This is a genomic window from Erythrobacter sp., assembly GCA_019739335.1.
GTDB lineage: Bacteria > Pseudomonadota > Alphaproteobacteria > Sphingomonadales > Sphingomonadaceae > Alteraurantiacibacter.
In genome coordinates this window covers 1211427-1236992 of the sequence record CP073261.1, presented here as the reverse complement: position 1 = coordinate 1236992, position 25566 = coordinate 1211427, and the positions used below count along the sequence as shown (strand labels likewise).

Here is a 25566-nt window from a genome sequence, read left to right as displayed (position 1 = left end):
CACGCGCCTCCCGCTACCCGAAGCTCATCGCCAGCGATCCCATCAGCAGTACCCAGCCGTCCACCAGCACGAACAGCAGCAACTTGAACGGTAGCGAGATGATTGTGGGTGAGAGCATCATCATGCCAAGGCTCATCAGCACGCTGGCAACGACGAGATCGATGACGAGGAACGGCAGGAACAGCATGAAGCCGATCTGGAACGCGGTCTTGAGTTCGCTGGTGACGAAGGCGGGGAGCAGGATCGAGAACGGCACATCCTGAGCGCTGGCGAAGTCCTCCTGCCCGGCCATGTCCGCGAACATGGCAAGATCAGTCTCGCGCGTCTGGCGGATCATGAAGGCGTGGAAGGCGTCCCCGGCATTGGCGATGGCGGCATCGGCTTCGATAGTGCCTTGGGCATAGGGTTCGATCGCCTGGGTGTTCACCTGCTCCAGCGTCGGGGCCATGATGAACAGCGAGAGGAACAGCGACAGGCCGATCAGCACCTGATTGGGCGGCGACTGCTGCAGCCCCAGCGCCTGCCGCAGGATGGCGAGCACGATGATGATGCGGGTGAAGCTGGTCATCATCAGCACCAGCGCGGGCAGCACGGTGAGCAGCCCCATCAACAGCAGCAATTGCAGCGAGAACGAGAGCGGCGCACCGTCCGGCCCGTTTGCCCCGTCGAGCGCGCGTTCGAGCGCGCCGCCGATTCCGGCGGGCTCGGGCATGACCGGCGCAGCCGTGGTAGTGGCGGCCTGGGCCAAGTCGGGGGCAAAAAGCGCGGCGAGGATCACTCCGCCAAGGGCAAGCGCGCGGATCATTGCACCTCCTCCCGCTTGGCTTCGGCCAGCCGCACCAGCCCCTGCCGGGTCGCACCGACGAGGATTTCGCGCCCGCGAAACTCGATCACCGCCAGCCGCATTCCGGGGCCGAGCATGGTGGTTTCCACCAGCCGCGCCGCCCGTTCGCCGCCGCCCGGCTTCACGCCCATGCCGCCCTGCACCTTGCGCGCCAGCCACAGGCTGCCCCAGATCATGCCCGCCAGCAGCGGCAGCAGCAGCGCCAGCTTGAGGATGTAGACGAGCATCAGGCGGCTTCCTCGGTGGTGCTGCGACCACCTGCCAGCTCGACGATCCGCAGCCCGAAGCGATTGCCCTCCGTCACCACTTCGCCGCGCGCGATCAGCTTGCCGTTGACCAGGATGTCGAGCAGCTCATCCACCTGCCGGTCAAGCGGAACGACCGCGTCCTCGACCAGGTTGAGCACGTCTTTCAGCGCCATTGTGGTGCGGCCCAGTTCCACGCTCAGCGCCACATCGACATCGCGGATCAAGTCCAAAGCGCGCAGGTTATCGGTCATTTTCGGTGTTTCCTTCGGTCCAGAGAATTTTCGTCAGCCGCAGCGCCAGTTGCCCATCGGCACTGCCCGCTTCGGCATGGGCGATCTCCACCTTGCCGAGCCGCAGCGGCACCTTGCTGCGCAATGGCATCGGCAGAATGTCGCCGGGCTTGAGGCTGGCCAGCCGCCCAACCGGAATGCGGGTTTCGGCGAGCACGGCGGTGAGGGTCAGCGGCATGTCGCCGAACGGTGCGCCATCGGGGCGGCGGCGGTCCCCGCGCGAGCGGGCCGAGGCATTGCCCGTGCCGCGCAGCAGCCGCTCCACTTCGCTTTCGCGCAACACCAGGTGGATCGGCCAGCTATCGCCTTCGCCAACGGCCACGGTGCAGCGCAGCAGGAAGAACATGTCCTCGTCTCGCGCAGGAAGCAGTTTGCCGAGCACGTCCGCGCGTTGCGCCAGAGCCAGCGCGGCGGGGCGTTCGAATGCACTGCCGATGGCGCGTCCCAGCGCTTCGCCAAGGCGGTCCATCGTCAGGCTGGCGGCGGCGGGCAGGTTGTCGGGCAGCTTTGCCGGAGCCGCGCCGCTGCCGCCGAACATCTGGTCGGTCAGCATCAGTGCACCCACCCGGCTGAGCGAGACGAGCAATTCGCCCGCTCCGCGCATTCCCAGCGCCATGTGCACGCCTACGGGTTCGAGCAGCCGGTGCGCCTTCGCAGCCGCGATCCGCTCGATTTTGCCAGAACTGACTGCGGCGCGCTTCTGCCCAGTCAATTCACAGACAGCGGAGGCAAGCGCATCGCGCAAGCCAGGCAGCGCTTCGTCCAGCATCTCGGCCAGCGACTGCGGACTGGCAGCGCCAGCACAACTGCGGGCCGCCAGCCGCTCGCTATGGTGCGCCAGCGGGCGTTCTGCCACGAGGAAGCCAGGCGACTTCACTGGACGAGGAAAGTCTGGAAGTGGACCGCTTCGACGCCGCCGAAACCTTCCTGTTCTTCGAGAACGCGGTTGATCGCTTCGGCCAGCCGCTCCTTCAGCCGCTCCTTGCCCTCGACGGTATAGACATCGTCTTCCACCGTATCGGCGAGTTCGACGAGGATCGCCGAGCGGATCGCCAGTTCGTGCAGTTCGAGCCACTGGATCACCCGCCCGTCATGCCGGGTGGAGGCGGCGATGCTCACCTGCACCAGCCCTGCCGAATCCTTGAGGTTGGAGGTGAAGCCTTCCTCGAACACGTAGTAGGCGGTGCGATATTCGCTGCCGCCTTCGCCATGGACGATCGGCGCAGCGTCGGGTTCGGCAGCGGCGGAATAGGGATCCTCGCCATCCTTGGCGACCAGCTGCGGCACATCTGGCCCGCTTTCGCCGCCGTGCGCAGGGCCGAGCAGGCCTGCCGCCACGGCGCCGTAGGCCCCGCCGGCCCCGGCGGCGAGCAGCACCAGCGCGCCGATCACGATCTTCATCTTGCCACCCCTGGGCTTCTCGCCATCGGCGGTTGCGGGTGCAGGTTTCTTGCTCATCGTATCATCCTTGCTGAAGCGGATCAGGCGAACAGGCCGGAACCGCGCCGGTCAGTCCTGGCAGCGGGATCGCGGGATTCGGGGGTGTTCCGGGATTGTGGGCCGGGTTCGGGCTGGCGGCTGGCGGGCGTGTTGTTGCCGTCGCGATGTTGACCGGGCTGCGGCGAACCGCTGCCGGACTGCTGGCTTGCAAAGCCGCCGGGATTCTCGCTCCGGGACGTCTCCACCACTGCCAGCGGCCCGCGTTCGGCCAGCGCGGCCTGCACGGCAGGTGCGAAATCGGCGTCGGCGCTGGCGAGCGATACCCGCAGCTGCCTCCCCGCCATGTCGAGTTGCATCGCCACATGGCCGAATTCGCGGTGCAAGAGAGTGATGTCCGCGGAGGCTGGACGCGCGGTTTCGCGCGCTTCGGCGAGCCGCTGGATGATGGCTTCGAATTCCTGCGGCTGGGTTTCGGTAGCGGCGGGCCGGAAGCCGGGCGCGGTATTCTCGCTGATCGGGGAAGCGGCGTATTGCGGGAGGGCGACGGGAGCGGTGGTGACTGCCGGAGCAGTGGCGCCCTGCGCAGGGCGGTCGGTTGCGGGCGCGGCAGGCACGGGCTTGGCGGACTTGCCTTCCTGCCTGTCTTGCCTGCCTTCGCCCGATTGCGGCTGCGCTTCCCCGTCATCCGGCTGTCCCGCAATGGGCGCGCGAACGCCCGGTCCTTCGTTACGCTGGATCAGGGCGTCGGGTTTTTCAGCCGTAGGCGGCGCAGATGGCAACAGGGGGGCAAGTGGCACCTCGGTGATTGCCGCTGGCGTCATGGGAGCCTGAGTGACGGCTTCATCGGGTGTGCCAACGGTGATGGTCAGAGATGGGACCGATTGGGCCTGGGCCTGCGCGGTGCTGGCGAGAGTTGTGAGCGGAGAGTCTTGTCCCTGCACCGGCGCAGCGGCAATTGCCGGGAGCTGCGGCAAGCCCAGCGGCAAGAGCGGCAAGATCTTGCCGCCCGTCTGCGGCGGGGGATTGCCGGGCACTGCCGCTTCTGCCGGTGATGCCGGGATCAGAAGAGCAGCGACAGCGAGCTCTTCCGCCGCCAGTTCCGGCGCGACAGCGGCGCTGAGTTCTGCAAATTCGAGCGAAAACAGTGCATTCGCGCCATTCTCGCCCTCGGCCGGGGCAATTGCACCTGCACCTGACGCCGCAGCGGAACCGGCAGGCATTGGAGCAATGGTGAGGTTCACGCGGTTCGTCCCTTCAGAAAGGAGTGCTTCGCGATCAGCCTTTCAACTTCCGTGCCAAAACGGGATCGCGCTGCGCATCGCGGGCATCGAGCAGTTGCCGCAGGCCGCGTCGTTCGGTGGAAAGCCGTTCGCTGGTGACTTCGCGCTTGCGTTCGGCGCGGTGCAGTTCGGCGAGCGCCTCGCCGCTCAGCACTTGCGCGCGGGCATGTTCGCTGGCGGTCTCGCGGCGAATCCGCCCCACGGCCTGGGCAAATCCGAGCAGGCGGGCGAGGTCCGCCCCCGTCTGCGCATCGCGCCGCGCGGCATAGCTGGCAGCGATTTCGCCGCTACGGGCTTCCAGCGCGGAGAGCTTGCCCTGCGTGTCCTGCGCGTCCGCAGCGCGCCGGGCGGCATCGCGCTTCTCCACTTCGCGCAGCAACTCGAGCCGCCGAAGCAGTTCAAGCCGCCGGGGATTGGCCTGCATCGTCCATCAACCGTCCCAGCGCCGCGCGGCTGTCGGCCAGCGTAACGCTTGTGCCCGATTCCTGCGCGAGGAACGCCGTGATCGGCCCCTGCATGGTCACCGCCGCATCGAGCAGCGGGTCTGCCCCGGCGCGATAGGCACCCATCAAGAGGAAATCGCGATTGCTTTCATGCGCGGCAATCATCGCCCGCAAGCGGCGTGCCTGCTGGCGGTGGGCGGGATCGGCAATCGCTTCCATCACCCGGCTGAGCGAGGCGGGCACGTCGATCGCCGGATATTGCCCGCGCTGGGCGATTTCGCGCGACAGCACGATATGCCCGTCGAGGATGGCGCGCGCTGTGTCCACCACCGGGTCGTTCGCGTCGTCCCCATCCGCCAGTACGGTGTAGATCCCGGTAATCGCCCCGCCACTGGTGGCGGAATTGCCCGCGCGTTCGATCAGCTTGGTGATCGTTGCCAGGGCCGATGGCGGATAGCCGCGCGCCGCGCCCGGTTCGCCCAGTGACAGCGCAACTTCGCGCGCAGCGTGGGCGACGCGGGTAATGCTGTCGAGCACCAGCAGCACGCGCTTGCCCTGGCTGCGATAGTATTCGGCCAGGGCGCAGGCGTGTTGCGCCCCGCGCAGCCGCAGGTTGGCGGCGTGATCGGCGGGAACGGCGATCACCGCAGTGCGCTTGCGCCGTGCCGGATCGGCCATGTGCCTTCCGACGAAATCGGACACTTCGCGTGCCCTTTCGCCGATCAGGCCGACCACCATCACATCCACGTCGCAACCGCGCAGGATCATGTCGAGCAGCATGGATTTGCCGACGCCCGATCCGGCGACGATCCCCACCCTCTGGCCTTCGCCCAGCGTGGCGAGCGCATTGATCGCGCGCACCCCGCAATCGAACGGACGTTCGACCGAAGCGCGTTCAAGCGCCCCCTCACGCACCCCGCCGAGCGGCCAGAACGTGGCGCAGGTAATCGGCGCACCGCCGTCGATCGGATGGGCAGAGCCATCGACCGCGCGGCCAAGGAATTCGGTGCCGACCATCACTTGCCCCGGATGGCCTTCGGCGCGCACCAGCGATCCGGGTTGCAGGCGGACGGTATCGCCGAGCATCATCATCAGGCTGCGTCCGCCGCGAAAGCCGACGACTTCGGCGGCGGGCGTTTCCTCACCGTGGCCGGTCTGGATGCGGCACAGCGTGCCAATCGGGGCATTGATGCCAGACACCTCGATCATGGTCGAATCACAACTGACGATCCGCCCCATCGGCACCGGGCCGTATGCCGGGGCCGCGCGCGCAATCCGCCCGAGCTGGTCGTCGAGGAAGCCTAGCACAGGCCCAGTGCCTCGCGCAGGGCGATCCGCCATTCCTCTGGCCCGTCCCTCACCGCACCTTCGGGCATGTCGAACACCACCGTGCCGCGTTCAAGCGCGCCGTCGGCAACGATATGCCAGGTGGCAGCGAAGGCGGGATCGAGCAGGTCGATATCTGCCGGGTGCAGCCGCAGGCTGGCATCGATGATCCCATCGCCCACCGCGCAGGCCGCATCGACGCAGCGGCGCTGCAAGGCTTCGCGATCCAGCGCCAACGGGGCGAGCGTTGCTTCGCACAAGGCTGCCACCGCTTCTGCCAGACGACCGGCGAGCACATCGCGCAGTTCCCCATCGAGACCGGCGAGTTCAATGGCCAGCGCCTTGCGCGCGGCATCGTCCAGCGCCGCTTCCGCCAGCGCCGCCGCGCGTCCCGCCGCTTCGCCTTGGGCATAGGCAGCGGCAATGGCCGGGTCTTCTGCAGGCGGCATCGTGGCGGGAAGGACCTCTTCATAGGTGTGTCGCGCCGTGAATCCGCCTCTGCCCGGTTGTGCCGCCAGCGCAGTCAGCCAGTCCGGTGCGCCGTCAGCGCGTGGGTGCAGAAGCGGCTCAAACGAACTCGCCATCGTCGCCTCCCAGGCTGATTTCGCCCGCTTCGGCGAGCTGGCGGGCCTTGGCGATGATGCTCCGCTGCGCCGTGATCACATCCTGCCGTCGCAGCTTGCCGCGCATGTCGATCTCGTCCTTCACGCCGTCGGCGGCGCGGCTGGACATGGCGGCGAAGAACGGATCGCGCTGCGGCTCTTCCAGCCCCTTCAGCGCATCGACCAGCACTTCGTTTTCGACTTCGCGCAGCAGGCGGCCCATTTCCATCGGCGCGAGGCCGAACAGCATTTCGAAGGTGAACATCTCGGCTTCGATCGCCCGCGCCAGATCGGCATCGCGGCTGGTAATCGCAGGCATCACCGTCTTGCCGACATGGCCTGCTGCCATGTTGATCAGTTCCGCCGCTTCGCGCGCGCCGCCCATTTCCATCGGGGCAGAGCCGAAGCGATTGGCGATGCGACTGGAAAGGATCGTATCGAGCATTCCCATCGCCTGCGCCGAAACGCTACGCATCCGGGCGATCCGTTCGACCACGTCCGACTGGCGCTCGCCAGGCAACATGGCGAGCAGTTCGGCGGCGGGTTCGGCTTCGAGCAGCAGCAGCAGCACCGCAATAGCCTGCGGGTGCTCGTCCTCCAGCAATGTCAGCAGCACCGGCGGGGCGAGCCAGCGCGCCAGTTCGAGCGAGCGCGACTGCGCCTGCTGAGGGGCGATCCGCTGCATGATCGAGTCCGCCTTAACTTCGCCCACCGCGCGCACCATCCGCCCGCGTACCTGCGTGGGCCGATCGTGGGCGGAAAGGGTGGTGGCTTGCGCATGGCCCACGAATGCCTCGATTGCCGCCGTGATGCGATCCGCACCGATTTCCCCCAGTTGAAGCATTTTCTCGCCGACCCGCTGCAATTCATCCGGTCCGAGCTGGGCGAGCAATTGCGCGGCCTCGTCTTCCTCCATCAGCATGAGGATGACGGCGGCGCGCTCGACTTCGCAGGGCTGGCTGGGACTTTCCACGTCCACTTATCCGCGCGCCGGTTCGGCGAGCATCCGCCGCAGCGCTGCGGCGGCGCGATCGGGTTGTTCGCTGGCAAGGCGGCGCGCGAGTTCGACCTGCTCGCGCAAGTCGCCTTCGCTCGGCGCAGCACGACCCTGAATGGGGATTTCGTTGCTCTCGATGCCCGTGACTGGGGTCTCCGGGTCATCTCCCTCTGCCGCGCTCAGGCTTTCGGCAGGTGTAGCTGGCTTCAGCGCGCGCATGATCGGGCGCACCACGAAGAACAGGCCGAGCAGCGCGACGATGAGGCCGATGCCGTAACGCAGCGCCAGCGCGAACCATCCGGCTTCATAGAACGGCTCGCTCACTTCCTCCACCGGATCAAAGGCGCCGGCGACAATGGTTACCTGATCGCCGCGATCGGCATTGGCACCGACAGCAGCGCTGACGAGTTGCTGGAGCTGTTCTTCGGTCGCCGGAGCGATCGCTGCCAAGGCTTCGCTGCTCAGGGCCACCGCTACCGAAATGCGCCGCACTCCGCCGGGGCTGGTGCTGGTCACCGCCACTTCGCGGCCGATTTCATAGGCGCGTTCGGTACTCCGCGCGCCGTTGACAGGGGCAGCACCGGCAGCGGGATCGGTGCCTTCGGGTGCGCCTTCCTCCAGCACGGCAGCGGGTGGAGGAGTGTTCGCCAGTACGCCCGGAACCCCGCCTGCCAGTGCCTCGCCGCCCTGTGTGGACGTGCTCTCGCGTTCCTGCCGCACCGCCCCCTGATCGTCGTAGCTTTCGCGCGCCTGTGTCACTTCACTCATGTCGAGTTCCACCTGCACTTCGGTGGAGAAATTGCCTTCGCCCAGCATCGGCAGCAGCAATTGCCCGACTTGCAACCGCAGCTTGTCCTCGAACTCACGTTGCAGTTCGAGCGCCGTGGCGCCGTTGCCGCCGGTATCGGAAAGAAGCCGTCCGGACTGGTCCACGACCCGTACCGCATCAGCAGAGAGTCCCGGCACCGATCCGGCAACCAGATTGACAATCGCCTGCACCTGATCGGGAGTGAGTGAACGCCCGCGCGCCATCCGCAGCATGACCGAGGCCGAGGGCGGGGCATTGTCGCGCACAAACACCGAGCGTTCGGGCGAGGCGAGATGGACGCGGACCGATTCCACCCCGTCGATTTCTTCAATGGTGCGCATCAGTTCGCGTTCGCGGACATTGCGGAGCCGTTCGCCTTCGAGCGTCCGGCTGGAGCCGAGCGGGATCGAATCGAGCAGTTCGATGGTGTTGTCGGGGCTGGCGATCGAGCCCTCCGAAGCAACCAGCATCCGCGCGCGATAGACGTCGTCTTCCGCTACGCTGAGCATCCCGGTGGCGGAATCGATGTCGTAGGAAATGCCGCCGGTTTCCAGCGTGGTGACGACGCCCGCGCGTTCGGCATCGGAGAGAGTCGAATAGAGTACCCGTTGCGGCCCTTCGGCCAGCGCCAGATAGGCAAGACTCACGGCGGCCATGGCGCCGATTCCGGCCAGCGCTGGAAGCACGCGGCGGACGGCGGGTTGGCCCAGCGCTGCGGCAAGCCGTTCGGGCAACAGGCCACCCGCTGAAGGTGACCCTGTGGGAGATGGAAGCGTTGCTTCAGCCATTCATCAAACTCCCATCCGCATGATTTCCTGGTAGGCTGAAAGCAGCTTGTTGCGCACCTGCAGGGTGGCTTCGAAGGCTACCGATGATTCCTGCCGTGCCAGCATTACCTGCGCGATGTCCGTCACTTCGCCGCGCTCATAGGCTTCGGTAATCGCACTGGAGCGCGCCTGCGTGGCGCTGACCTGGTCAATGGTGGTACGAAGCGTTTCGGCAAAGCCGCCCCCGATGGTGGTGGCGGCGGGTTGCGGCGCAGCGGTGGGCGATCCCGATTCGCGCAGGCCGCGCAGGGTTTCCGACTGGTCGGCAATCTGCCGGCGCAGCGCCAGCACGTCCTGCAGGCCACCCATCGCGGCTGGTCCCACGCTGCTCATCGCACGCCGCCTGCGGCCAGCAATCCGGCCTCGCGCATGGTGGCAAGGCGGTAGCGCAGCGTGCGCTCGGAGATTCCCAGCGCCCGTGCAGTGGCCTGGCGGTTACCGTCATTTGCGGAAAGAGTGTCGGCGATGGCCTGCATTTCCGAATGGCGGGCGATGCTGGACAGGTGGCGCGGGGCGCTGTCGCCGAGGACGCGCGGTGCGGTTTCAGTCAGCGGGGTGGCCATTTCACGCGCTGCGACCACGCGGGCGCGGTGATCGAACACGATGTGGTCCGGCCCGATGACTGGGCCATGGCCCAGCAGGAGCAGCGCCCGGCGCACGACATTGGCCAGTTCGCGCACATTGCCCGCCCAGCAATGCGTTTCCAGCTTGGCGATCGCGGCGCTGGACAGCCACGGGATGTTGCCCCGGTCCGGCGTATGGCGCAGCAGCATGGTGAAAGCGAGCGGAGCGATGTCGGCACGCCGCTCGCGCAGCGCTTCGAGCTGGAGCGGGAAGACGTTGAGACGGAAGTACAGATCCTCGCGGAATCGCCCCTCGGCAATTTCCTGCGCCAGATCTCGGTTGGTGCAGGCAATGATGCGGACATCGACCGGGATCGGCACAGTAGCCCCCAGCGGCACCACTTCGCCCTCTTCCAGCACCCGCAGCAGTTTGGCTTGCAGGCTGAGCGGCATTTCGCCCAACTCGTCGAGCAGCAGCGTGCCCCCGTCAGCCGCGCGAAAGAAGCCCTCGCTCGCTTCGGTCGCGCCGGTAAAAGCACCCTTGCGATGGCCGAACAGCAGCGCTTCGAGCATGGTTTCAGGCATTGCCGCGCAGTTCACCGCCACGAACGGGCCGGTGGCGCGGGGGCTGGAGTTGTGGATGAAGCGGGCGAGCACTTCCTTGCCGGTCCCTGTCGGCCCTTCGACCAGTACCGGGATTTCGCTCTGCCCTACCCGCTGGGCGAGAGTGAGCATGGCGATGGTGCCGCTGTCCGCCGCCACCGGCTCGCCGGGCGCAATCGCGGCGGCAACCAGCGCGGCGCGCGCAGCTTCGGCTTCGGCGGCTGGATAGGCAATCCGGGCGGCGTTGCTGCCCAGCAGTTCGAGTGCGGGCACATCGGCGTGGGCAATCGTCACCATCCGGTCGTCCCGGCGACCGCCGGGAGAAACTTCACCCGGCTCGCAAAGCACCAGGCGAGCGGTTCCGGGCAGGCTGGCGACAATCGCCGCCGCGTGGCCGGCCACTTCCGGATGTTTTTTTTGCAGCTCCGGCGTGCTTGAAACCCGTGTCATTGCCTTGCCCCTGTTAACCTTGTTGGCACGCCATTCGGGCCTCAACGGGCAACGAAGCGAAAAGTTAATCCCTCGCACTAATACCTAATGCCGAACGGGCCGGGTTGATCTGCCTCCCTTAAACATTCCCGCCGGGGGCCGCTCTGGGTCTTGGCAGCCGCGCCAAACGCAAGGTTCGGAAGGCTGCGGCTACGACACTTAGACCCAACGAAGACACCCAATCAGGAGACCAATCATGGCCGTTATCAACACCAACATCAGCGCGCTGCGCGCTTCGAACGCTTCGAGCATGGCTGACCGCATGCAGGCAGTCGCCATGGAGCGCTTATCCACCGGCAAGCGCATCAACGGTGCGAAGGACGATGCCGCCGGCCTCGCCATCGCCACCACGATGACCGCCGACATTCGCGCCATGAAGCAGGGCGCCCGCAACGCCAACGACGGTATTGCCCTGGCGCAGACCGCGGAAGGTGCGCTGGATGAAGTGAGCAATATGCTGCAGCGCGTCCGTGAACTCGCCGTGCAGTCGAAAACGGACACCTATTCCGCTGCCGATCGTGGCCACATGGATGCCGAAGTCGACCAGTTGCAGGAACAGATCAGCGACATCCTTGCCAACACCGAATTCAACGGCGTGACGCTGTTCAGCACCACGGCGGGTACTGATGTGACGGTGACGATCGCTACCGATGCCACCAACACGGTGGATCTCACCAGCGTCGGCATCGACGGCACCAACCTGACTGCCACCGCGCTCGATGTGACGACCACCGCGCTGGCCGACACCACGATTACGGCGGTCGACGCGGCGCTCGAAGACATCAGCGCCACCCGCGCCACCCTGGGTGCCGGTCAGAACCGGCTGGAATCGGCGATCAACAACCTGACCACCAATTCCACCAACCTGGCCGACGCCCGCAGCCGCATCATGGACACCGATTACTCGGCGGAAACGACCGCGCTGGCGAAATCGCAGATCCTCAGCCAGGCGAGCACCGCCATGCTGGCGCAGGCCAACCAGAGCCAGCAGAACGTTCTCTCGTTGCTGCGCTAAACGTACCGAGAGCGACCCGAGGGGTCGCCACCCAGGACGGCCCGGAGCTTCGCGCTCCGGGCCGTTTTGGCGTGGGCTGGCCCAGCGAAGGCGGGGAATTATGGAGCACTTGGAGCACAGTCCAGGGGCAAGAAACCGCCCTCTGTCACCCTGGCGGGTAATCGTGTAACCCTGCACCGCGAAGCGACACCCTTTGCAGAGCAAGACGTGGCCTAGCGGCGGCGGCGAATCCGAACGCGGGTGGAGCAAGGCAGGCGACGCGTGCATGGCTGCTGCCGAGCACGGCAGGCGGAAGTAGGAAAGGGGCTGCTCCGGGCAGACGGTTACCGCAACTTGCGCCAGGACGAACAATTCTTTGCTGCAATCGACTGCGGATTGCCCCACAAGCGCGCCGGTCCCGCAGCAGCAGATAGAAACCCCACCTTGTTCCAGGCTTTTCTCGATCGTTCGGCAACGCTTCTGCCGCAGGCAGCGCTCGGCCACATCGGCTGGTTGCGCGGTGCAGTGGGCGCGACGATCGCGATCGGTTGTTCTGCGTTGCTGACTCGACTCCTGCTCGGCCAGAACAGTGCCGACCTGCCGTGGCTGGTGGCACCACTGGGCGCTTCCGCAGTGCTGGTCTTTGCCGTTCCCGCGAGTCCCCTGGCCCAGCCGTGGCCCGTCATCGGGGGCAATCTCCTTTCTGCGCTCATCGGCCTCGGGTTGGGGGCCTACCTCGGATCGCCCTGGCTTGCCGCCAGCCTCGCCGTGGGGCTGGCGATCGCCTGCATGAGCCTCGCCCGCTGCCTGCACCCGCCGGGCGGTGCCAGCGCTCTGCTTTGTGCGCTGGGAGCAAGCGGGCCTGAGATGTGGTCGTGGCCGCATCTGGTGCCGATCGCGACCAATGTGGTGATGCTGGCTGTGGCCGGATGGGCCTACAACAACGCCACAGGGCACCACTGGCCGCACCGTGCAGGTCCTGCCCTGCTTGAGCCGGTTACCCCGGCAGGAAATCATACACGTGAGGACATCGAGCACCTTCTGCGCGAATGGGATGAAGTGCTTGACGTCGATGTCGATGATCTCGATGCGTTTTATCGCGAACTGAACCGGCGGATTTCCTTGCGGTCGCGCAGCTAGGGTTGCCGCGAGGTTGCAAGGTAGCGGAGCCAATGGGCATTGAAAAAGGGCGGCACCTTGCGGTACCGCCCTTCCTTCCGCAGGTGCTTCAAGACACCTGCAAAATCGTTTTCGAGATTACTTGATCTCGACCGTGCCGCCAGCGGCTTCGATCTTGGCCTTGATCTCTTCGGCTTCGGCCTTGTTGACGCCTTCCTTGATCGCCTTCGGAGCCGATTCCACGAGGGTCTTGGCTTCGGTCAGGCCGAGCGCGGTGATGGCGCGGACTTCCTTGATGACCTGGATCTTCTTGCCACCGTCGCCGGTGAGGATCACGTCGAATTCGGTCTGCTCTTCAACTGCTTCGGCGGGCGCGCCACCGGCGGGGCCGGCCACGGCAACAGCAGCAGCGGCGGAAACGCCCCACGCTTCTTCAAGCGCCTTGGCGAGTTCGGCGGCTTCCATGACGGTCAGCGCCGACAGGTCTTCTACAAGCTTGGCAATATCAGCCATGATGTTCACTCCAAATTATGGGCGGGGCAAAAGAACCATTTCCTGGGCCCCAGAATGTTTCGTTTCGAAATTCGAAAAAACGTCTCTTGCGCCTGAAACTCAGGCAGCATCCTTCGCCGCGTAGGCGCCGATGACACGCGCCAGCATTCCGGCGGGCTCGGCAATCGTCCGGACAACCTTGGTTGCCGGAGCGTTGACGAGGCCGACGATCTTGCCGCGCAGCTCGTCGAGGCTGGGCATCGAGGCCAAAGACCGGATGCCTGCTTCGTCGAGCACTTGCGCGCCCATCGATCCACCGACGATTTCCAGCTTGTCGTTCGTTTTCGCGAATTCGACGACAGCCTTGGCAGCCGCGACCGGGTCTTTCGACCAGGCGAGGCCGACGGGACCGGTGAGATATTCATCCAGCCCCGTGTAATCGGTGTCCTTGACGGCGAGTTTGGCGAGACGGTTCTTCGCAACCTTGAAGCTTGCACCGGCATCGCGCATCTTCCCGCGCAGGGCAGTGGATTGCTCCACCGTCATGCCGAGATTGCGGGTGACAACCACCACTCCAACCTCGTTGAAGACTGCGTTCAGCTCGGCGACCGCTTCGGATTTCTGCGAACGATCCATGCCGTACTCCTTCACTATGGCTGCGGGCCTTGTGACAGGACCGCAACCGGCTCAAATTACCACGAGGCTCATGCCCCGCAGCAAAGTCCGTTTGATGGGGAAGGAGGTGCGTGAACATCACGCGAAGGGCGGTTCCTGTGCGGAGCCGCCGTAAACTCTGTCCCCGTCTAGGCTGGAAATTAAGACCGGCAGATTCCGGTCACCAACTGTCTCGGACGGATGACCGGCGAGTCTTGCGACTTTGCCGATCGGGCAGGCCATTAGCTTATGCGGGCCATGAGTCAAGCGGGGAACATCCCCGTCCGCCAAACGCTGTTGGCCTGAAGATGGGATTTTACAGGAGAGAAGTTATGGGTCGCAACGTCACAATCGGGCTGGGTACGCTGATCCTTATCATCATCGTGGTCATCCTGCTTTTCTGAATCGGAAGGGCCGGGGGCCGAACCGGCCAAAGCATGAACCCCCGCGCAGGCGGGGGTCTCGTTCGGTCTTGCCAGAGTGGAAGAAACGAGGTCCCCGCCTGCGCAGGGACTCACGAAGATGATTACGCTGCGGTATCGTACCCCAGCAAGTCCCCCGGCTGGCAGTCGAGTTCGCGGCAGATCGCTTCCAGGGTCGAGAAGCGGATCGCCTTGGCCTTGCCGGTCTTGAGGATCGACAGGTTGGCGAGGGTGAGTCCGACGCGTTCTGCCAGTTCGGTCAGCGTCATGCGGCGGGCGTGGAGCAGGTCGTCGAGTTTGACCACGATGTTGGTTCCTTCTTCAGCGGGCATCACACGGTCCCTTCGAGATCTTCGCGCATTTCGGTGCCCTTGCGGAACACCCTTGCGAGGATGAAGAGGGTGAGGATCAGTACCAGGCCACCGGCATCGATACCGGCCTCGGCATGGACATCGGCCTCGCCTGCCAGATCGGCGATATACATGCCCAGTGCCCCCAGCGGGATCGACAGGACATTGATGGCGAGCATGATCCACGCCATCGCCGTCAACCGGCTGGCATTGGCGGGGATGAAGGGATCGCCTTCGCCCACACTGCGCAGGATGGCTTGCATCGCCCGGAAGAACCGCCAGCCGAGGTAAAGCAGTCCGGCAACGCCTGCGAGTAGCAGAGCGATCAGCATTCTGACATTCATGGTCAGCGGTGGCAGGTCTGCGGCGTTGACGAATTCACCCCCCCAGATCAGCACGGCGGGAATGCAGAGCACGACGATCATCCCGGCAAAGGCCATCACGCCGAGCATGAACCAGAGGATCGCCCCGGCAATTCCCAGCAGCGGGTCGGATTTGAATGTGGACATGGTGTCTCTCCCCCTGCGGCCGGATCAGGCCAGGACCGGCGCGGCGCCCAGCGCGAGGCGCGGCTGGCCGGGCACGTCGGTGACGGCGAACAGGCTGGTGGCGGTGATGGCCACGGCGAGCAGCGCGGCGAAGGTGTGGGTGGTGAAGCGTGACATTATCGATCTCCTATATGTGGGTTACTGAATATCGATATGGCTGAGTCGCGGCATATTGTCAATCAATAATATTGCTAAACAATATGTGACATATCGTTTCCCTAGGAGACGGCAATTTCAGGAGGGAATCGCGGGCTTTCCCGCAGGCGCTACTCGGCGACCCAGTCCTTGCGCAGATGCGGCCCCGCCGCCGCCATCAGCAGCGCTGCCACGCCGTAGAGGCCAAGTGCGTAGAGCATCGACCAGCGCAGCGCTTCCTCGCCATAGGTGGGCGCAAGGAAGGTGGACAAGGCACCCAGCGCGTAGATTCCGCCGCCCAGCCCGATCAGGTTGTTGATCAGCAGGAATAGCGCCGATGCGGTCGAACGCGCGGCGGGCACCACCAGGTGCTGGATCGCCGAGAGCACCGGGCCGAGCCAGACATAGGCGAGCGCTTGCGGCAGCAGGAACAGCAGGAAGGCGATACTGGCATTGCTGCTCAGGATCCCAGCCGCAAACAGCGGTGCGCCAAGGAAGAAGCCCACGCCCGGCAGCCAAGAATAGTAGGCCCGATCCCGCCCGCCCAGCCGGTCTGCGAGCAAGCCCCCCGCCATAACACCTGCCACGCCGCCGATCAGCAGCAGCGCGCCGAAGAATTGCGAGGCTTCCACGAGGGTATAGCCGAAGCTGCGGATCAGCAGGCTCGGCAGCCAGAAGGCGATGCCGTAGCCGAGCATCGAGGACATCGCCGCGCCGAAGGAGAGGAACCAGAACGAAGGCTTGCGCGCCAGCACCGCGGCGGTTTCGCGCAAGGTGGGGCGCGCGGGAAGGGCAGGCGCATTTGCCGCCACCGGTGGTTTCAACTTGTCGCGCACCAGCAGCTTGAACGGTATCACCACCAGCACGCCGAGCAGTCCGACCGCGAAGAACGCTGCCCGCCAGTCCACCGTCGCCGCGATATAACCGCCCAGCAGCACCCCGAGTCCCGAACCGATCGGAATGCCGAGCGAATAGACCGAGAGTGCGGTGGCGCGTTGCGAACTGGGGAAATAGTCGCCGATCAGCGCGTAGGATGGCGCCACGCCCCCTGCTTCGCCGATGCCCACGCCGAGCCGGGCAAGGAAGATGTGCCAGAAATTCTGCGCCAGCCCGCAGGCAGCTGTGAACCCGCTCCACGCGAACAGCGAGACTGCGATCACCCAGCTCCGGCTGGTCCGGTCTGCCAGCGCCGCCAGCGGCACTGCCATCGTCGAATAGAGCAGCGCGAAGGCGAGGCCGCCGAGGAGCCCCATCTGCGCATCGTCCAGTTGCAGGTCGGCCTGGATCGGCGCGGCGAGGATCGAAAGGATCTGCCGGTCGACGAAGTTGAAAATGTACACCACCAGCAGCATTCCCAGCACCACGTTGCGGTGCGGATCGGGCCTTGCGGCAGCGGTGACGGTCATGGGCAATGGTCCTTCAGGAACTCTGTAATGGCTTCAAGCGCCACGGGTTCGTCGAGCAGCGGGGCATGGCCGCGATCGGGTACGGTCACACTGGCGAAAGGCCCCGCATGGCGTTTTCGCATTTCGGCCAGCGTATCCGGCGTGAGCAGGTCCGACAATGCACCGCGGATCGCCAGCACCGGCGTAGTCCCCAGCATATCCCACAGCGGCCAGAGATCGGGCTGCGGCGTGTCGCCGACATCGGCAAAGCCACTGGCGATGGCGGAATCGTAGGCAAAGGCAATCAGCCCGTCGGGCAGCGCCCTGCAGGTACGCCGCGCCCAGGCCTGCCAATCGGCTTCTCCGAAATCGGGGAAGGCATCGCCGTTGATCGCCGCACAGGCGCGCGCGGCCTCGTCCCAGTCAGCCATCGGCTGCCCGCCACCGACATAGGAGCCGATCCGCGCCAGCCCCTCGGTTGCGAGCACCGGGCCGATGTCGTTGAACACGATCCCCGGAAAGGTGCCGGGTGCCACGGCATTCATCACCATGGCCATCAGCCCGCCCATCGAGGTGCCGATCAGGCCGGGGCTTTCCACCCCCAGACTGGCAAGCAGGGCGAACATATCCTGCGCATAGACGTCGGGCCGGTAGTTGGCCGGATCGGGATCGACTTGCGATAGCCCGCGCCCGCGCTGGTCGGGGACGATCAGGCGATAGTCCCCGGCCAGATGCGCCGCCAGCGGTTCGAAATCGCCGCTGTTGCGCGTCAGCCCGTGCATCAGCAGCAGCGGCGTGCCATTACCTGCCCCATCACTGGCATAGTCACGCGCGAAAAGCTCCAGCCGCCCATCCGCGCTGGCGTATCGGTGCTCCCGGTATTCCACCGCCAGATCCTGACCGGCGATCAGAATTCGATCGTGGCGGTAAGATAGACCTGCCGCGGGTTGCCGTAGAACGCCGTCAGCGTTCCTTCGGTGCCGAGCGAGGGGATCGGGCGACCGTTGGTCCCGATGGTCGGGACTCCCGTCACCGCATTGCCCTGAATGAAGGTATAGCCCGAAGTGCGATATTCCTTGTCGGTCAGGTTGCGCCCGTAAAGGCCGAGGGTGAACCCGCTGTCCGCCGTATAGACGATACTGGCATCCCACAGAGCGAAGCCGCCCTGATCGAGGAAGGGGCTGGGAATTTCGAATTGCGTCGTCGAACTGCGGTACGACAGCGTGCTGCCGAGATAGAGTTCACCGCCGCCCATCGGAGTGGAATAGCCCAGCGTCGCGCTGCCGCTCCATTCGGGAGTGTTCTGCACTTCGCGGAATTCGGATACGTCGGTCGGCACGCCGCCGATGTTGGTGACGAATTCGGTATATTCGGCATTGATCCAGCCGAGCGAGCCGAGCAGCCGCAATTCGTCGCCTGAAGCCAGCATGTCTTCGGCCAGCCGAGCGTTGGTTTCGAATTCCAGGCCGTAGAATTCCGCTGCCCCGGCGTTCGACACCACGCCGCAGAAGGTGGCGATACCGCCGACATTGCAGGCCACCGAGCCCGGGATTTGCACATTGGTATAGTCGGCATAGAAGCCCGCCACTGCGACATAGAGCGCATCGTCGAGCAGGCTGCCCTTGTAGCCCACTTCGTAGCTGTCCACCGTTTCCGGATCGAAGCTGAGGAAATCGGCGATTTCCGCATCGGTCGGTGCGCCCGGCGTGGCGGCAGGCGCGTTCACGCCCACGCCGCGCGGATCGAACCCGCCGCCCTTGAAGCCCTGCGAGAAGCTGGCGTAGATATTGTGGTCGGGCGTCGGCTGGAAGCTCAGCGAAACGCGCGGGGTGAACTTGTTGAAGTTCGCGGCCCCGTCGAAATTGGTCCCTGGCGCGCCGAAGGGAATCCCCGCGCCGCCGAACACCGGCGAACCGCCGCCAAGATAGTTCTGCCGCAGGATCGTCGCCTGCCGCTCATCCCAGGTATAGCGCCCGCCCAGCGACAGGCTGAGCTGTTCGGTGATGTCGTAGGTGAAATCGCCGAACACCGCGAAGGTCTCGGTATCGACATTGGCCTGGGTGAAGGCCGTGAAACCGGCAAAGGTGGTGAACAGCCGCACGTCGAACGCGGTATCGGCGCGGGCATCGAGGTAATAGCCGCCGAGCAGGCCGGTGAAGGCGCCGCCATCGTCCCAGATCAGCTGGACTTCCTGGCTCACCTGCTCGTTCGAATAGAACGCCGGCACATCGACATCGACCGCAGGGAGCGCGTCGAAATCGATCGGGCTGGCGCTGTCGTCGCCGCGATAGGAAGTGATCGAGCGCAGCGTCAGCGCGTCGGACAGGTCGACGCGGGCGTTGATGGCAATGCCGAAGCCTTCGACATCCTGCTCGGGATCGACCAGCCCGCCGCGTGTGTCGAACACGTTGTCCAGCACCGGCGCGCCCGAAACCGCACCCGGAATCAGCCGGTGGCCGCCGCGGGCATTGCTCTGGTCGTGGGTATAGTCGCCGGTCACGCGCAGCAGGTAGGGCTCGCCGTTGCCGCCGACTTCGATGGTGCCGCGCGCGGCCCAGATATCCTTGTTGTAGTTCTCTTCCCCGGTGGTGAGGTTCTCGCCGAACCCGTCCCGCGACAGGCGGGCGACCGATGCGCCCACGCGGACGATGTCGGTGATCGGGGTAGAGGCGGTAACGATGCCTTCGGCGCGGCCATAGGTGCCCACCGTGCCGCGCAGCCGCACCATGGGATCGTCGGGCAGTTCGCTGGTGACATACTTCACCGCGCCGCCAATGGTGTTGCGGCCATAGAGCGTCCCCTGCGGTCCGCGCAGCACTTCGATCCGCTCCACATCGTAGATGTCGAGCACGGCAGCCTGCGGACGGTTCAGGTATACATCATCGAGATAGATGCCGACGCCCTGTTCGAAGCCCGAGACCGGGTCCTGCTGGCCGATTCCGCGAATGAAGGCGGACAGCGTGGAATTGGTGCCGCGCGATTCCTCCAGCGTGGTGTTGGGCGTGATCTGGGCGATATCGGTGAGATCGACCGAGCCGCGCCGCTGCAGTTCCTCGCCGCCGAAGCTGCTGACCGCCACCGGCACATCCAGCAGTCGTTCCTCGCGCCGACGGGCGGTGACGATGATGGTGCCGCCGTTTTCGCCTTCCGCTTCCGGATCGGCCGGAGCCTGCTGCGCCTGAGCCTGAGTGGGCAGCGCGAGTGCGCCCAGCACAAGCGCAGCAGCGGTGGATTGCCAAAGAAGGGCCTTCGTCATCGATTCTCTCCCAAGAGACATTTCGTTGGCAAAGGCTAGTATTGAAACATGAACCATCTTTCAACTTTAATCTTTGCCTCGGGCGGCAAATGGGTTTAGCCCCGTGTCATGGCAGCAACACAGACCCGTCCTCCTGAGAGCGCCAAGGCCCCGCGCACCGCTCGCGGGCGGCAGACCTTGCGCAACCTGCTCGATGCGGCGGCCAAGGAGTTCGGGGAAAAGGGCTTTCACGAAGCCTCGATCAGCGGGATCACCCGCCGCGCGGGGACGGCGCTGGGCAGCTTCTACACCTATTTCGACAGCAAGGACGCGATCTTCCGCGCGCTGGTAAAGGATATGAGCGCGCAGGTGGCGGTGCAGGCGCGCGACGCGGTCGCGGGCGAAACACAAGCCTTCGCCATCGAACGCGCGGCGCTGCACTCGTTCCTGGAGTTCGCGCGCGAGCACAAAGAAATCTACCGCATCATCGACGAAGCCGAGTTCGTCGATCCGGCCACCTTCCGCGAGCACTACGAGACCACCGCCAAGCGCATTCTCGCTCGCCTGAAGAAAGGCGAGGAGGCAGGCGAAATGCGCGCCGGGATGGACGAGGCGCACGCCTGGGCGATCATGGGAATGAACGTGTTCCTCGGCCTACGCTACGCCGTGTGGTCGCAGGCGGAGGATTCCGCGCATGTCGCCGACATTGCCAACGACCTGTTGCAGCGCGGTCTAGCCGAGAGCAGCTAGAGCCGCGAACACCGGCTCGGCGTGCTCGTTCCGGCAGATCAGCAGGTCGGGCATGTAGGTATCGCGCTGGTTGTAGAGCAGCGGCGAGCCATCAATGCGGCTGATGTGCAACCCGTGCGCAGCAGCCACGGCGGCTGGGGCGCAGCTATCCCATTCGAACTGCCCGCCCGAATGCAGATAGATATCCGCTTCGCCGCGGACGATCGCCATTGCCTTGGCCCCGGCGCTGCCCATCGGCACCAGTTCGGCACCGAGTGCTTCGGCCACCGCCACCGCTTCGGCAGCCGGACGCGTGCGGCTGACGACCATGCGCAGCTTGGCAGGAGCGGCTGGCACAGCCACCGGTGCATCGGTGCGCAGCACCTCGCCCAGCCCTGGCAGAGCCACCGCGCCGATGACCGGCACCCCGTCCACTGCCAGCGCGACGTGCACGGCCCAGTCGGTGCGCGCTTCGCCGTATTCGCGGGTGCCGTCCACCGGATCGACAATCCACACACGCGACTTGCCGAGCCTTTCCTCGGTATCCTTGCTTTCCTCGCTCAGCAGCCCGTCATCGGGGCGCTGCGCACGGATCGCGTGAACGAGGAACTGGTTGGCAGTTTCATCCCCCGCCTTGCCCAGCGCCTTCCCGTCGAACATTCCTGAGCTGCGCACTTCGAGCAGGATTTTACCCGCACATTCGGCGAGGTGGGCGGCCAGTTCGGCGTCAGTCATGCTTGGGTTACTCACTTCAGCGGCCAGATAGTGTGGATGATGAACTCGGCTGCTTCTTCGGGGGTCATCTCCACCGTGTTGACCACGATCTCGGGCTTCTCCGGCGCTTCATAGGGGCTGTCGATGCCAGTGAAGTTCTTCAGCTGGCCCGCCCGCGCCTTCTTGTAGAGCCCCTTCACGTCGCGCGCTTCGGCCACTTCGAGCGGGGTGTCGACGAATATCTCGATGAACTCGTGATCCGCCAGCATTCCCCGCACCATGTCGCGTTCGGCGCGGAACGGGCTGATGAAGGCGGTGAGCACGATCAGCCCGGCGTCGGTCATCAGCTTTGACACTTCTCCGATCCGGCGGACATTCTCGATCCGGTCGGCCTCGGTAAAGCCCAGGTCCTTGTTAAGCCCGTGGCGGACATTGTCGCCGTCGAGCAGGAAGGTGTGGCGGTTCATCCACGCCAGCCGCTTTTCCACCTCGTTGGCGATCGTCGACTTGCCCGAACCCGAAAGCCCGGTGAACCACAGCACCCGCGGAGTCTGGTTCTTCATCGCCGCGTGGTGCTGGCGGCTGATGTCGCTTGCCTGCCAGTGCACGTTCTGGCTGCGGCGGAGGCTGAAGTTGAGCATCCCGGCAGCGACGGTGGCATTGGTGATCTTGTCGACCAGGATGAACCCGCCGAGCGTGCGGTTCTCGGCATAGGATTCGAACACCAGCGGCTTGTCGGCGAACACTTCGGCGACGCCAATGTCGTTGAGCGACAGGCTCTTGGCAGCCAGGTGCTCCATCGTGTTGACGTCGACCCGGTACTTGGGCTGCTGCACCGTGGCGGAAACGGTCTGGGTGCCCAGCTTCAGCCAGTAGCCGCGACCGACATGCAGGTCCTCGTCGTTGAGCCATACCAGCGTGGCTTCGAACTGGTCGGCCACTTCGGGCGGATTGTCGGCGACGCTGAGCACGTCGCCGCGCGAGCAATCGACCTCGTCGTTGAGCGTCAGCGTGACCGACTGGCCTGCAACGGCTTCCTCAAGCTCGCCGCCGAAGGTGACGATCGACTTGACCGTGCTGGTCTTGCCCGAAGGCAACACGCGCAACGCATCGCCCGGCTTGACCTGCCCGCTCGAGATCAGCCCCGCAAAGCCCCGGAAATCCAGATTGGGGCGATTGACCCATTGCACCGGCATCCGGAACGGCTTGTCCGCCGCAATGTCGGACAGCACCTCGACGCTTTCGAGATGCTCGATCAGGCTGGGCCCCGAATACCACGGGGTATTCTCGCTGGGAGCGATGGTGATGTTGTCGCCCTTGAAGCCGGAAATCGGCAGCGCGGTGAAGCTTTCGATGCCGATGCTCTTCGCGAATTCGGCATAGTCGGCGACGATTGTGTCGAACACCGCCTGGTCGTAACCGACCAGGTCCATCTTGTTCACCGCCAGCACCAGGTTCTTGATGCCGATCAGGTGGCACAGGTACGAATGCCGCCGCGTCTGCACCAGCACGCCCTTGCGCGCATCGATCATCACCACGGCAAGATCGGCGGTAGAAGCGCCGGTCACCATGTTGCGCGTGTACTGCTCGTGCCCCGGACAGTCGGCAACAATGAACTTGCGCTTTTCGGTGTTGAAGAAGCGGTAGGCGACATCGATGGTGATACCCTGCTCGCGCTCGGCAGCGAGACCATCGACCAGCAATGCGAAATCGATATCCTGCCCCTGCGTGCCGACCTTCTTGCTGTCCGCGCTGAGCGCCTCAAGCTGGTCTTCGAAGATCATCTTCGAATCGTAGAGCAGCCGCCCGATCAGCGTGCTCTTGCCATCGTCCACGCTGCCGCAGGTGATGAAGCGCAGCATGGTCTTGTGCTGGTGGGTTTCGAGATAGGCGTCGATGTCCTCCGCAATGAGGGCATCGGTCTGGTAGATGGCTTCCCCAAGAGTCTCTTGAGTCATCAGAAATACCCCTCCTGCTTCTTTTTCTCCATGCCCGCGCCGCCGGCATCCTTGTCGATTGCGCGGCCCTGCCGTTCGCTGGTGGTGGTGAGCAGCGTTTCCTGGATCACTTCGGAAAGCGTCGCCGCCTCGCTTTCGACCGCGCCGGTCAGCGGATAACAGCCCAGCGTGCGGAAGCGGACCGAGCGCATCACCGGCTCTTCCCCTTCGGCGAGCGGGAAGCGGTCGTCGTCGACCATCAGCAGCATCCCGTCTCGTTCGACCGTGGGGCGTGGGGCGGCGAAGTAGAGCGGGACGATCTCGATGTTCTCCAGCTGGATATATTGCCACACGTCCAATTCGGTCCAGTTGGAGATCGGGAACACCCGGATGCTCTCGCCCTTGCGCTTACGGGCGTTGTAGAGGTTCCACAGTTCGGGCCGCTGGTTCTTCGGGTCCCAGCCGTGGCTGGCAGTGCGGAACGAGAAAATGCGCTCCTTCGCCCGGCTCTTTTCCTCGTCCCGCCGCGCGCCGCCGAAAGCTGCATCGAAGCCATAGAGGTCGAGCGCCTGCTTGAGCCCTTCGGTCTTCCACATGTCGGTGTGCAGCGGGCCGTGGTCGAACGGATTGATCCCGCGCTCGGCGGCTTCGGGGTTCTGGTAGACAAGCAGTTCCATGCCGGTCTTGGCGGCCATCTCGTCGCGCAGCTTGTACATGGCCTGGAACTTCCAGGTTGTATCGACATGCAGCAGCGGGAAGGGCGGCGGCGCGGGATAGAAGGCTTTGCGCGCCAGGTGCAGCATCACGGCGGAATCCTTGCCCACCGAATAGAGCATGACCGGCTTTTCCGATTCCGCCGCGACTTCGCGGATGATGTGGATCGCCTCGGCTTCGAGCCGCTGGAGATGGGTCAGGGGTGCAGTCATCGGGATGGCCTTTGTTGCTTGGCGCCGCAGATAGGCAGGATGGGATCAATCTGGACCTCCCAAATGGGAGGAGGTAAGAGTAGGCTATGCGTGTTCCCAATCTTGGCGAGACCGATCTGCTGGTGCCGCTGCATGATGGCATGTTCGAACAGCCGATGTGGCAGACCTTCCTCGCCCGGCTGCGGCAGGTGGCGCGCGCCGATTATGCCGGGATCGTGCTGCGATCGTCGCAGGGGGAAGATACGGTGCGGCTGACATCGGCAAGCGGCGAGTGGTCCCCGCTGCTCGATACGCTGTTCGCCGACCGGGTGAGCGACAAGGGCGCGGCGCGACGCACCATGCGCGAGGAGCGGGTTTACGCGCTGAGCGAATTGGTGGACACGGTGGGGGAGGGTGCACCGAACCTGCGCGCCATGCGGCTCACCAGCGGCACCGGGCTGGATGCGGCACTGGTGGTGGCGGGCGCGCGCGAGATGGGGGCGGATATAGCCCAACTGCTCACCGCGCTCGCTCCGCATTTCAAGGTTGCGCTGAAAGTGCTGGCGGCGATGGAGCGCGAACGCGCCCGGTCCGAAATGAGCGCGGAGGCCTTTGCGCGAATCAATTTCGGCTGGATTTCGCTGGCGGCAGGAGGACGCATCGTCGACTGCGACGCGCAGGCTGCGCGGCTGCTCCAGCAATCAGGGGCGCTGCGGCGCGGGCATTATGACCGGCTCACCCCGTCCTCCCCCGTCGTCGATCGCCAATTGACCGCGCTGGTGCGTACCTTCGCTGCCAATCCCCGCGCCCGCCCGCGCGCGATCAATCTCAGCCACGATCCGTGGATCGACATCCTAGTCGCCCCGCTCCGGCTGGAGGCAGGGGGCAACGATGCCGTTGCGGTGGTCTATATTCGCGGCGACCGTTCATCCTCTGCCGACCGGGCGGAGCAATTGGTCGATCTGTTCGATCTGACTCCTTCGGAAGCGCGGCTGGCCTGGTCGATGGCACAGGGCCTGTCGATTGCCGAGGCGGCACAGGAACACGGGCTCACGGTGGAAACCGCGCGCAATTACTCGAAGAAGATATATGCCAAGACCGGCGCGCGCGGGCAGGTCGATCTGGTGCGCCACGTGCTCACAGGAGTGCTGGCGCTGGCGTGAGCCTTGCGAAATCCCGCGCGCTCT

Annotated in this window: 27 protein-coding genes; 4 read left to right on the top strand and 23 right to left on the bottom strand. The window is 65.1% G+C overall.

All coding sequences use genetic code 11. The features are described from left to right. Nucleotides 1–13: 13 nt before the first annotated feature. The 13 genes from fliP to JY451_05990 all read right to left on the bottom strand — a co-directional run bounded on the left by fliP (nt 14) and on the right by JY451_05990 (nt 10568). A complete protein-coding gene (fliP, locus tag JY451_06050) occupies nt 14–805 on the bottom strand; it encodes a flagellar type III secretion system pore protein FliP (GenBank protein QZH76114.1) in 792 nt (263 codons plus the stop codon). Beyond that, nucleotides 802–1071, bottom strand: a complete 270-nt coding sequence (locus tag JY451_06045) for a flagellar biosynthetic protein FliO (GenBank protein ID QZH76113.1) — start codon at nt 1069–1071, stop codon at nt 802–804. The genes fliP and JY451_06045 overlap by 4 nt, the downstream gene beginning before the upstream one ends. Further along, nucleotides 1071–1343 carry a flagellar motor switch protein FliN gene (fliN, locus tag JY451_06040; protein QZH76112.1) on the bottom strand — a complete coding sequence of 91 codons (273 nt, stop codon included), beginning with the start codon at nt 1341–1343 and terminating at the stop codon, nt 1071–1073. The genes JY451_06045 and fliN overlap by 1 nt, the downstream gene beginning before the upstream one ends. After that, a complete protein-coding gene (locus JY451_06035) occupies nt 1333–2259 on the bottom strand; it encodes a FliM/FliN family flagellar motor switch protein (protein ID QZH76111.1) in 927 nt (308 codons plus the stop codon). The genes fliN and JY451_06035 overlap by 11 nt, the downstream gene beginning before the upstream one ends. Then, complete coding sequence (locus tag JY451_06030) at nt 2256–2840, bottom strand: flagellar basal body-associated FliL family protein (protein QZH76110.1); 585 nt, start codon at nt 2838–2840, stop codon at nt 2256–2258. The genes JY451_06035 and JY451_06030 overlap by 4 nt, the downstream gene beginning before the upstream one ends. Nucleotides 2841–2863: 23 nt before the next feature. Continuing rightward, a complete protein-coding gene (locus JY451_06025; GenBank protein QZH76109.1) occupies nt 2864–4063 on the bottom strand; it encodes a hypothetical protein in 1200 nt (399 codons plus the stop codon). A gap of 34 nt (nt 4064–4097) precedes the next feature. Continuing rightward, on the bottom strand, nt 4098–4526 hold the full coding sequence (locus JY451_06020) for a hypothetical protein (protein ID QZH76108.1): 429 nt from the start codon (nt 4524–4526) through the stop codon (nt 4098–4100). Further along, nucleotides 4501–5784, bottom strand: a complete 1284-nt coding sequence (locus JY451_06015) for a FliI/YscN family ATPase (protein QZH76599.1) — start codon at nt 5782–5784, stop codon at nt 4501–4503. The genes JY451_06020 and JY451_06015 overlap by 26 nt, the downstream gene beginning before the upstream one ends. Nucleotides 5785–5846: 62 nt before the next feature. Further along, nucleotides 5847–6455 carry a flagellar biosynthesis protein gene (locus JY451_06010; protein ID QZH76107.1) on the bottom strand — a complete coding sequence of 203 codons (609 nt, stop codon included), beginning with the start codon at nt 6453–6455 and terminating at the stop codon, nt 5847–5849. Next, nucleotides 6439–7395, bottom strand: coding sequence for a flagellar motor switch protein FliG (locus JY451_06005; GenBank protein QZH76598.1), 957 nt, complete (start codon nt 7393–7395; stop codon nt 6439–6441). The genes JY451_06010 and JY451_06005 overlap by 17 nt, the downstream gene beginning before the upstream one ends. A 57-nt stretch (nt 7396–7452) precedes the next feature. Continuing rightward, a complete protein-coding gene (gene fliF / locus JY451_06000) occupies nt 7453–9015 on the bottom strand; it encodes a flagellar M-ring protein FliF (GenBank protein QZH76597.1) in 1563 nt (520 codons plus the stop codon). A 54-nt stretch (nt 9016–9069) separates the two neighbouring features. Continuing rightward, nucleotides 9070–9438 (bottom strand): flagellar hook-basal body complex protein FliE, encoded by a 369-nt coding sequence (gene fliE / locus JY451_05995; GenBank protein ID QZH76106.1) that lies wholly within the window; start codon nt 9436–9438, stop codon nt 9070–9072. After that, nucleotides 9435–10568: a sigma 54-interacting transcriptional regulator gene (locus tag JY451_05990; GenBank protein ID QZH76596.1), complete on the bottom strand. Its 1134-nt coding sequence runs from the start codon at nt 10566–10568 to the stop codon at nt 9435–9437. The genes fliE and JY451_05990 overlap by 4 nt, the downstream gene beginning before the upstream one ends. Before the next feature lie 388 nt (nt 10569–10956). Here JY451_05990 and JY451_05985 point away from each other — a divergent pair, with 388 nt between their 5' ends. Continuing rightward, nucleotides 10957–11775, top strand: a complete 819-nt coding sequence (locus JY451_05985; GenBank protein ID QZH76105.1) for a flagellin FliC — start codon at nt 10957–10959, stop codon at nt 11773–11775. A 423-nt stretch (nt 11776–12198) separates the two neighbouring features. Then, on the top strand, nt 12199–12894 hold the full coding sequence (locus tag JY451_05980) for an HPP family protein (protein QZH76104.1): 696 nt from the start codon (nt 12199–12201) through the stop codon (nt 12892–12894). A 117-nt stretch (nt 12895–13011) separates the two neighbouring features. Here the strand turns inward: JY451_05980 and rplL are convergent, their stop codons facing one another. The 7 genes from rplL to JY451_05945 all read right to left on the bottom strand — a co-directional run bounded on the left by rplL (nt 13012) and on the right by JY451_05945 (nt 20115). Next, a complete protein-coding gene (gene rplL, locus JY451_05975) occupies nt 13012–13386 on the bottom strand; it encodes a 50S ribosomal protein L7/L12 (GenBank protein QZH76103.1) in 375 nt (124 codons plus the stop codon). Between the two features lie 99 nt (nt 13387–13485). Continuing rightward, entirely contained in the window at nt 13486–14001 is a 516-nt protein-coding gene (rplJ, locus tag JY451_05970; protein ID QZH76102.1) for a 50S ribosomal protein L10, read from the bottom strand. 544 nt (nt 14002–14545) lie between these two features. Then, nucleotides 14546–14773 carry a helix-turn-helix transcriptional regulator gene (locus JY451_05965; GenBank protein QZH76101.1) on the bottom strand — a complete coding sequence of 76 codons (228 nt, stop codon included), beginning with the start codon at nt 14771–14773 and terminating at the stop codon, nt 14546–14548. Continuing rightward, nucleotides 14773–15300, bottom strand: a complete 528-nt coding sequence (locus JY451_05960; GenBank protein ID QZH76100.1) for a DUF2975 domain-containing protein — start codon at nt 15298–15300, stop codon at nt 14773–14775. Before JY451_05960 ends, JY451_05965 begins: the two co-directional genes overlap by 1 nt. A 305-nt stretch (nt 15301–15605) precedes the next feature. Further along, nucleotides 15606–16880, bottom strand: coding sequence for an MFS transporter (locus JY451_05955; GenBank protein ID QZH76099.1), 1275 nt, complete (start codon nt 16878–16880; stop codon nt 15606–15608). Next, nucleotides 16877–17746, bottom strand: a complete 870-nt coding sequence (locus JY451_05950; GenBank protein ID QZH76098.1) for an alpha/beta hydrolase — start codon at nt 17744–17746, stop codon at nt 16877–16879. The genes JY451_05955 and JY451_05950 overlap by 4 nt, the downstream gene beginning before the upstream one ends. 20 nt (nt 17747–17766) lie before the next feature. Then, nucleotides 17767–20115 carry a TonB-dependent receptor gene (locus JY451_05945; GenBank protein ID QZH76097.1) on the bottom strand — a complete coding sequence of 783 codons (2349 nt, stop codon included), beginning with the start codon at nt 20113–20115 and terminating at the stop codon, nt 17767–17769. Between the two features lie 108 nt (nt 20116–20223). On the opposite strand from JY451_05945, the gene JY451_05940 reads away from it, so the two are divergent. Continuing rightward, the gene (locus JY451_05940) at nt 20224–20844 is read left to right on the top strand and encodes a TetR/AcrR family transcriptional regulator (GenBank protein ID QZH76096.1); all 621 of its coding nucleotides are present in this window, start codon (nt 20224–20226) and stop codon (nt 20842–20844) included. Here the strand turns inward: JY451_05940 and JY451_05935 are convergent. Genes JY451_05935 through cysD form a run of 3 tightly spaced genes read right to left on the bottom strand, consistent with a single transcriptional unit; the run spans nt 20827 to nt 24400 of the window. Then, nucleotides 20827–21558 carry a 3'(2'),5'-bisphosphate nucleotidase CysQ gene (locus JY451_05935; GenBank protein QZH76095.1) on the bottom strand — a complete coding sequence of 244 codons (732 nt, stop codon included), beginning with the start codon at nt 21556–21558 and terminating at the stop codon, nt 20827–20829. The genes JY451_05940 and JY451_05935 overlap by 18 nt on opposite strands. Nucleotides 21559–21569: 11 nt before the next feature. Beyond that, on the bottom strand, nt 21570–23495 hold the full coding sequence (cysN, locus tag JY451_05930; protein ID QZH76094.1) for a sulfate adenylyltransferase subunit CysN: 1926 nt from the start codon (nt 23493–23495) through the stop codon (nt 21570–21572). Then, a complete protein-coding gene (cysD, locus tag JY451_05925; GenBank protein QZH76093.1) occupies nt 23495–24400 on the bottom strand; it encodes a sulfate adenylyltransferase subunit CysD in 906 nt (301 codons plus the stop codon). The genes cysN and cysD overlap by 1 nt, the downstream gene beginning before the upstream one ends. Nucleotides 24401–24540: 140 nt before the next feature. Between cysD and JY451_05920 the strand changes: the two genes are divergently transcribed. Continuing rightward, nucleotides 24541–25542 carry a helix-turn-helix transcriptional regulator gene (locus JY451_05920; protein ID QZH76595.1) on the top strand — a complete coding sequence of 334 codons (1002 nt, stop codon included), beginning with the start codon at nt 24541–24543 and terminating at the stop codon, nt 25540–25542. Nucleotides 25543–25566: the final 24 nt, after the last annotated feature.

What these genes read in the sequence shown, in the direction of transcription:
- JY451_05945 (QZH76097.1), bottom strand. Translation starts at nt 20,115, where the DNA reads ATGACGAAGGCCCTTCTTTGGCAATCCACCGCTGCTGCGCTTGTGCTG.
- cysN (QZH76094.1), bottom strand. Translation starts at nt 23,495, where the DNA reads ATGACTCAAGAGACTCTTGGGGAAGCCATCTACCAGACCGATGCCCTC.
- JY451_06030 (QZH76110.1), bottom strand. Translation starts at nt 2,840, where the DNA reads ATGAGCAAGAAACCTGCACCCGCAACCGCCGATGGCGAGAAGCCCAGG.
- JY451_05935 (QZH76095.1), bottom strand. Translation starts at nt 21,558, where the DNA reads ATGACTGACGCCGAACTGGCCGCCCACCTCGCCGAATGTGCGGGTAAA.
- JY451_05940 (QZH76096.1), top strand. Translation starts at nt 20,224, where the DNA reads ATGGCAGCAACACAGACCCGTCCTCCTGAGAGCGCCAAGGCCCCGCGC.
- JY451_06010 (QZH76107.1), bottom strand. Translation starts at nt 6,455, where the DNA reads ATGGCGAGTTCGTTTGAGCCGCTTCTGCACCCACGCGCTGACGGCGCA.
- JY451_05960 (QZH76100.1), bottom strand. Translation starts at nt 15,300, where the DNA reads ATGTCCACATTCAAATCCGACCCGCTGCTGGGAATTGCCGGGGCGATC.
- JY451_05920 (QZH76595.1), top strand. Translation starts at nt 24,541, where the DNA reads ATGTTCGAACAGCCGATGTGGCAGACCTTCCTCGCCCGGCTGCGGCAG.
- fliE (QZH76106.1), bottom strand. Translation starts at nt 9,438, where the DNA reads ATGAGCAGCGTGGGACCAGCCGCGATGGGTGGCCTGCAGGACGTGCTG.
- JY451_05955 (QZH76099.1), bottom strand. Translation starts at nt 16,880, where the DNA reads ATGACCGTCACCGCTGCCGCAAGGCCCGATCCGCACCGCAACGTGGTG.
- JY451_05965 (QZH76101.1), bottom strand. Translation starts at nt 14,773, where the DNA reads ATGCCCGCTGAAGAAGGAACCAACATCGTGGTCAAACTCGACGACCTG.
- rplL (QZH76103.1), bottom strand. Translation starts at nt 13,386, where the DNA reads ATGGCTGATATTGCCAAGCTTGTAGAAGACCTGTCGGCGCTGACCGTC.
- fliP (QZH76114.1), bottom strand. Translation starts at nt 805, where the DNA reads ATGATCCGCGCGCTTGCCCTTGGCGGAGTGATCCTCGCCGCGCTTTTT.
- JY451_06005 (QZH76598.1), bottom strand. Translation starts at nt 7,395, where the DNA reads ATGCTGATGGAGGAAGACGAGGCCGCGCAATTGCTCGCCCAGCTCGGA.
- rplJ (QZH76102.1), bottom strand. Translation starts at nt 14,001, where the DNA reads ATGGATCGTTCGCAGAAATCCGAAGCGGTCGCCGAGCTGAACGCAGTC.
- fliN (QZH76112.1), bottom strand. Translation starts at nt 1,343, where the DNA reads ATGACCGATAACCTGCGCGCTTTGGACTTGATCCGCGATGTCGATGTG.
- cysD (QZH76093.1), bottom strand. Translation starts at nt 24,400, where the DNA reads ATGACTGCACCCCTGACCCATCTCCAGCGGCTCGAAGCCGAGGCGATC.
- JY451_06015 (QZH76599.1), bottom strand. Translation starts at nt 5,784, where the DNA reads ATGGGGCGGATCGTCAGTTGTGATTCGACCATGATCGAGGTGTCTGGC.
- JY451_06045 (QZH76113.1), bottom strand. Translation starts at nt 1,071, where the DNA reads ATGCTCGTCTACATCCTCAAGCTGGCGCTGCTGCTGCCGCTGCTGGCG.
- JY451_05985 (QZH76105.1), top strand. Translation starts at nt 10,957, where the DNA reads ATGGCCGTTATCAACACCAACATCAGCGCGCTGCGCGCTTCGAACGCT.
- JY451_05990 (QZH76596.1), bottom strand. Translation starts at nt 10,568, where the DNA reads ATGGTGACGATTGCCCACGCCGATGTGCCCGCACTCGAACTGCTGGGC.
- JY451_06020 (QZH76108.1), bottom strand. Translation starts at nt 4,526, where the DNA reads ATGCAGGCCAATCCCCGGCGGCTTGAACTGCTTCGGCGGCTCGAGTTG.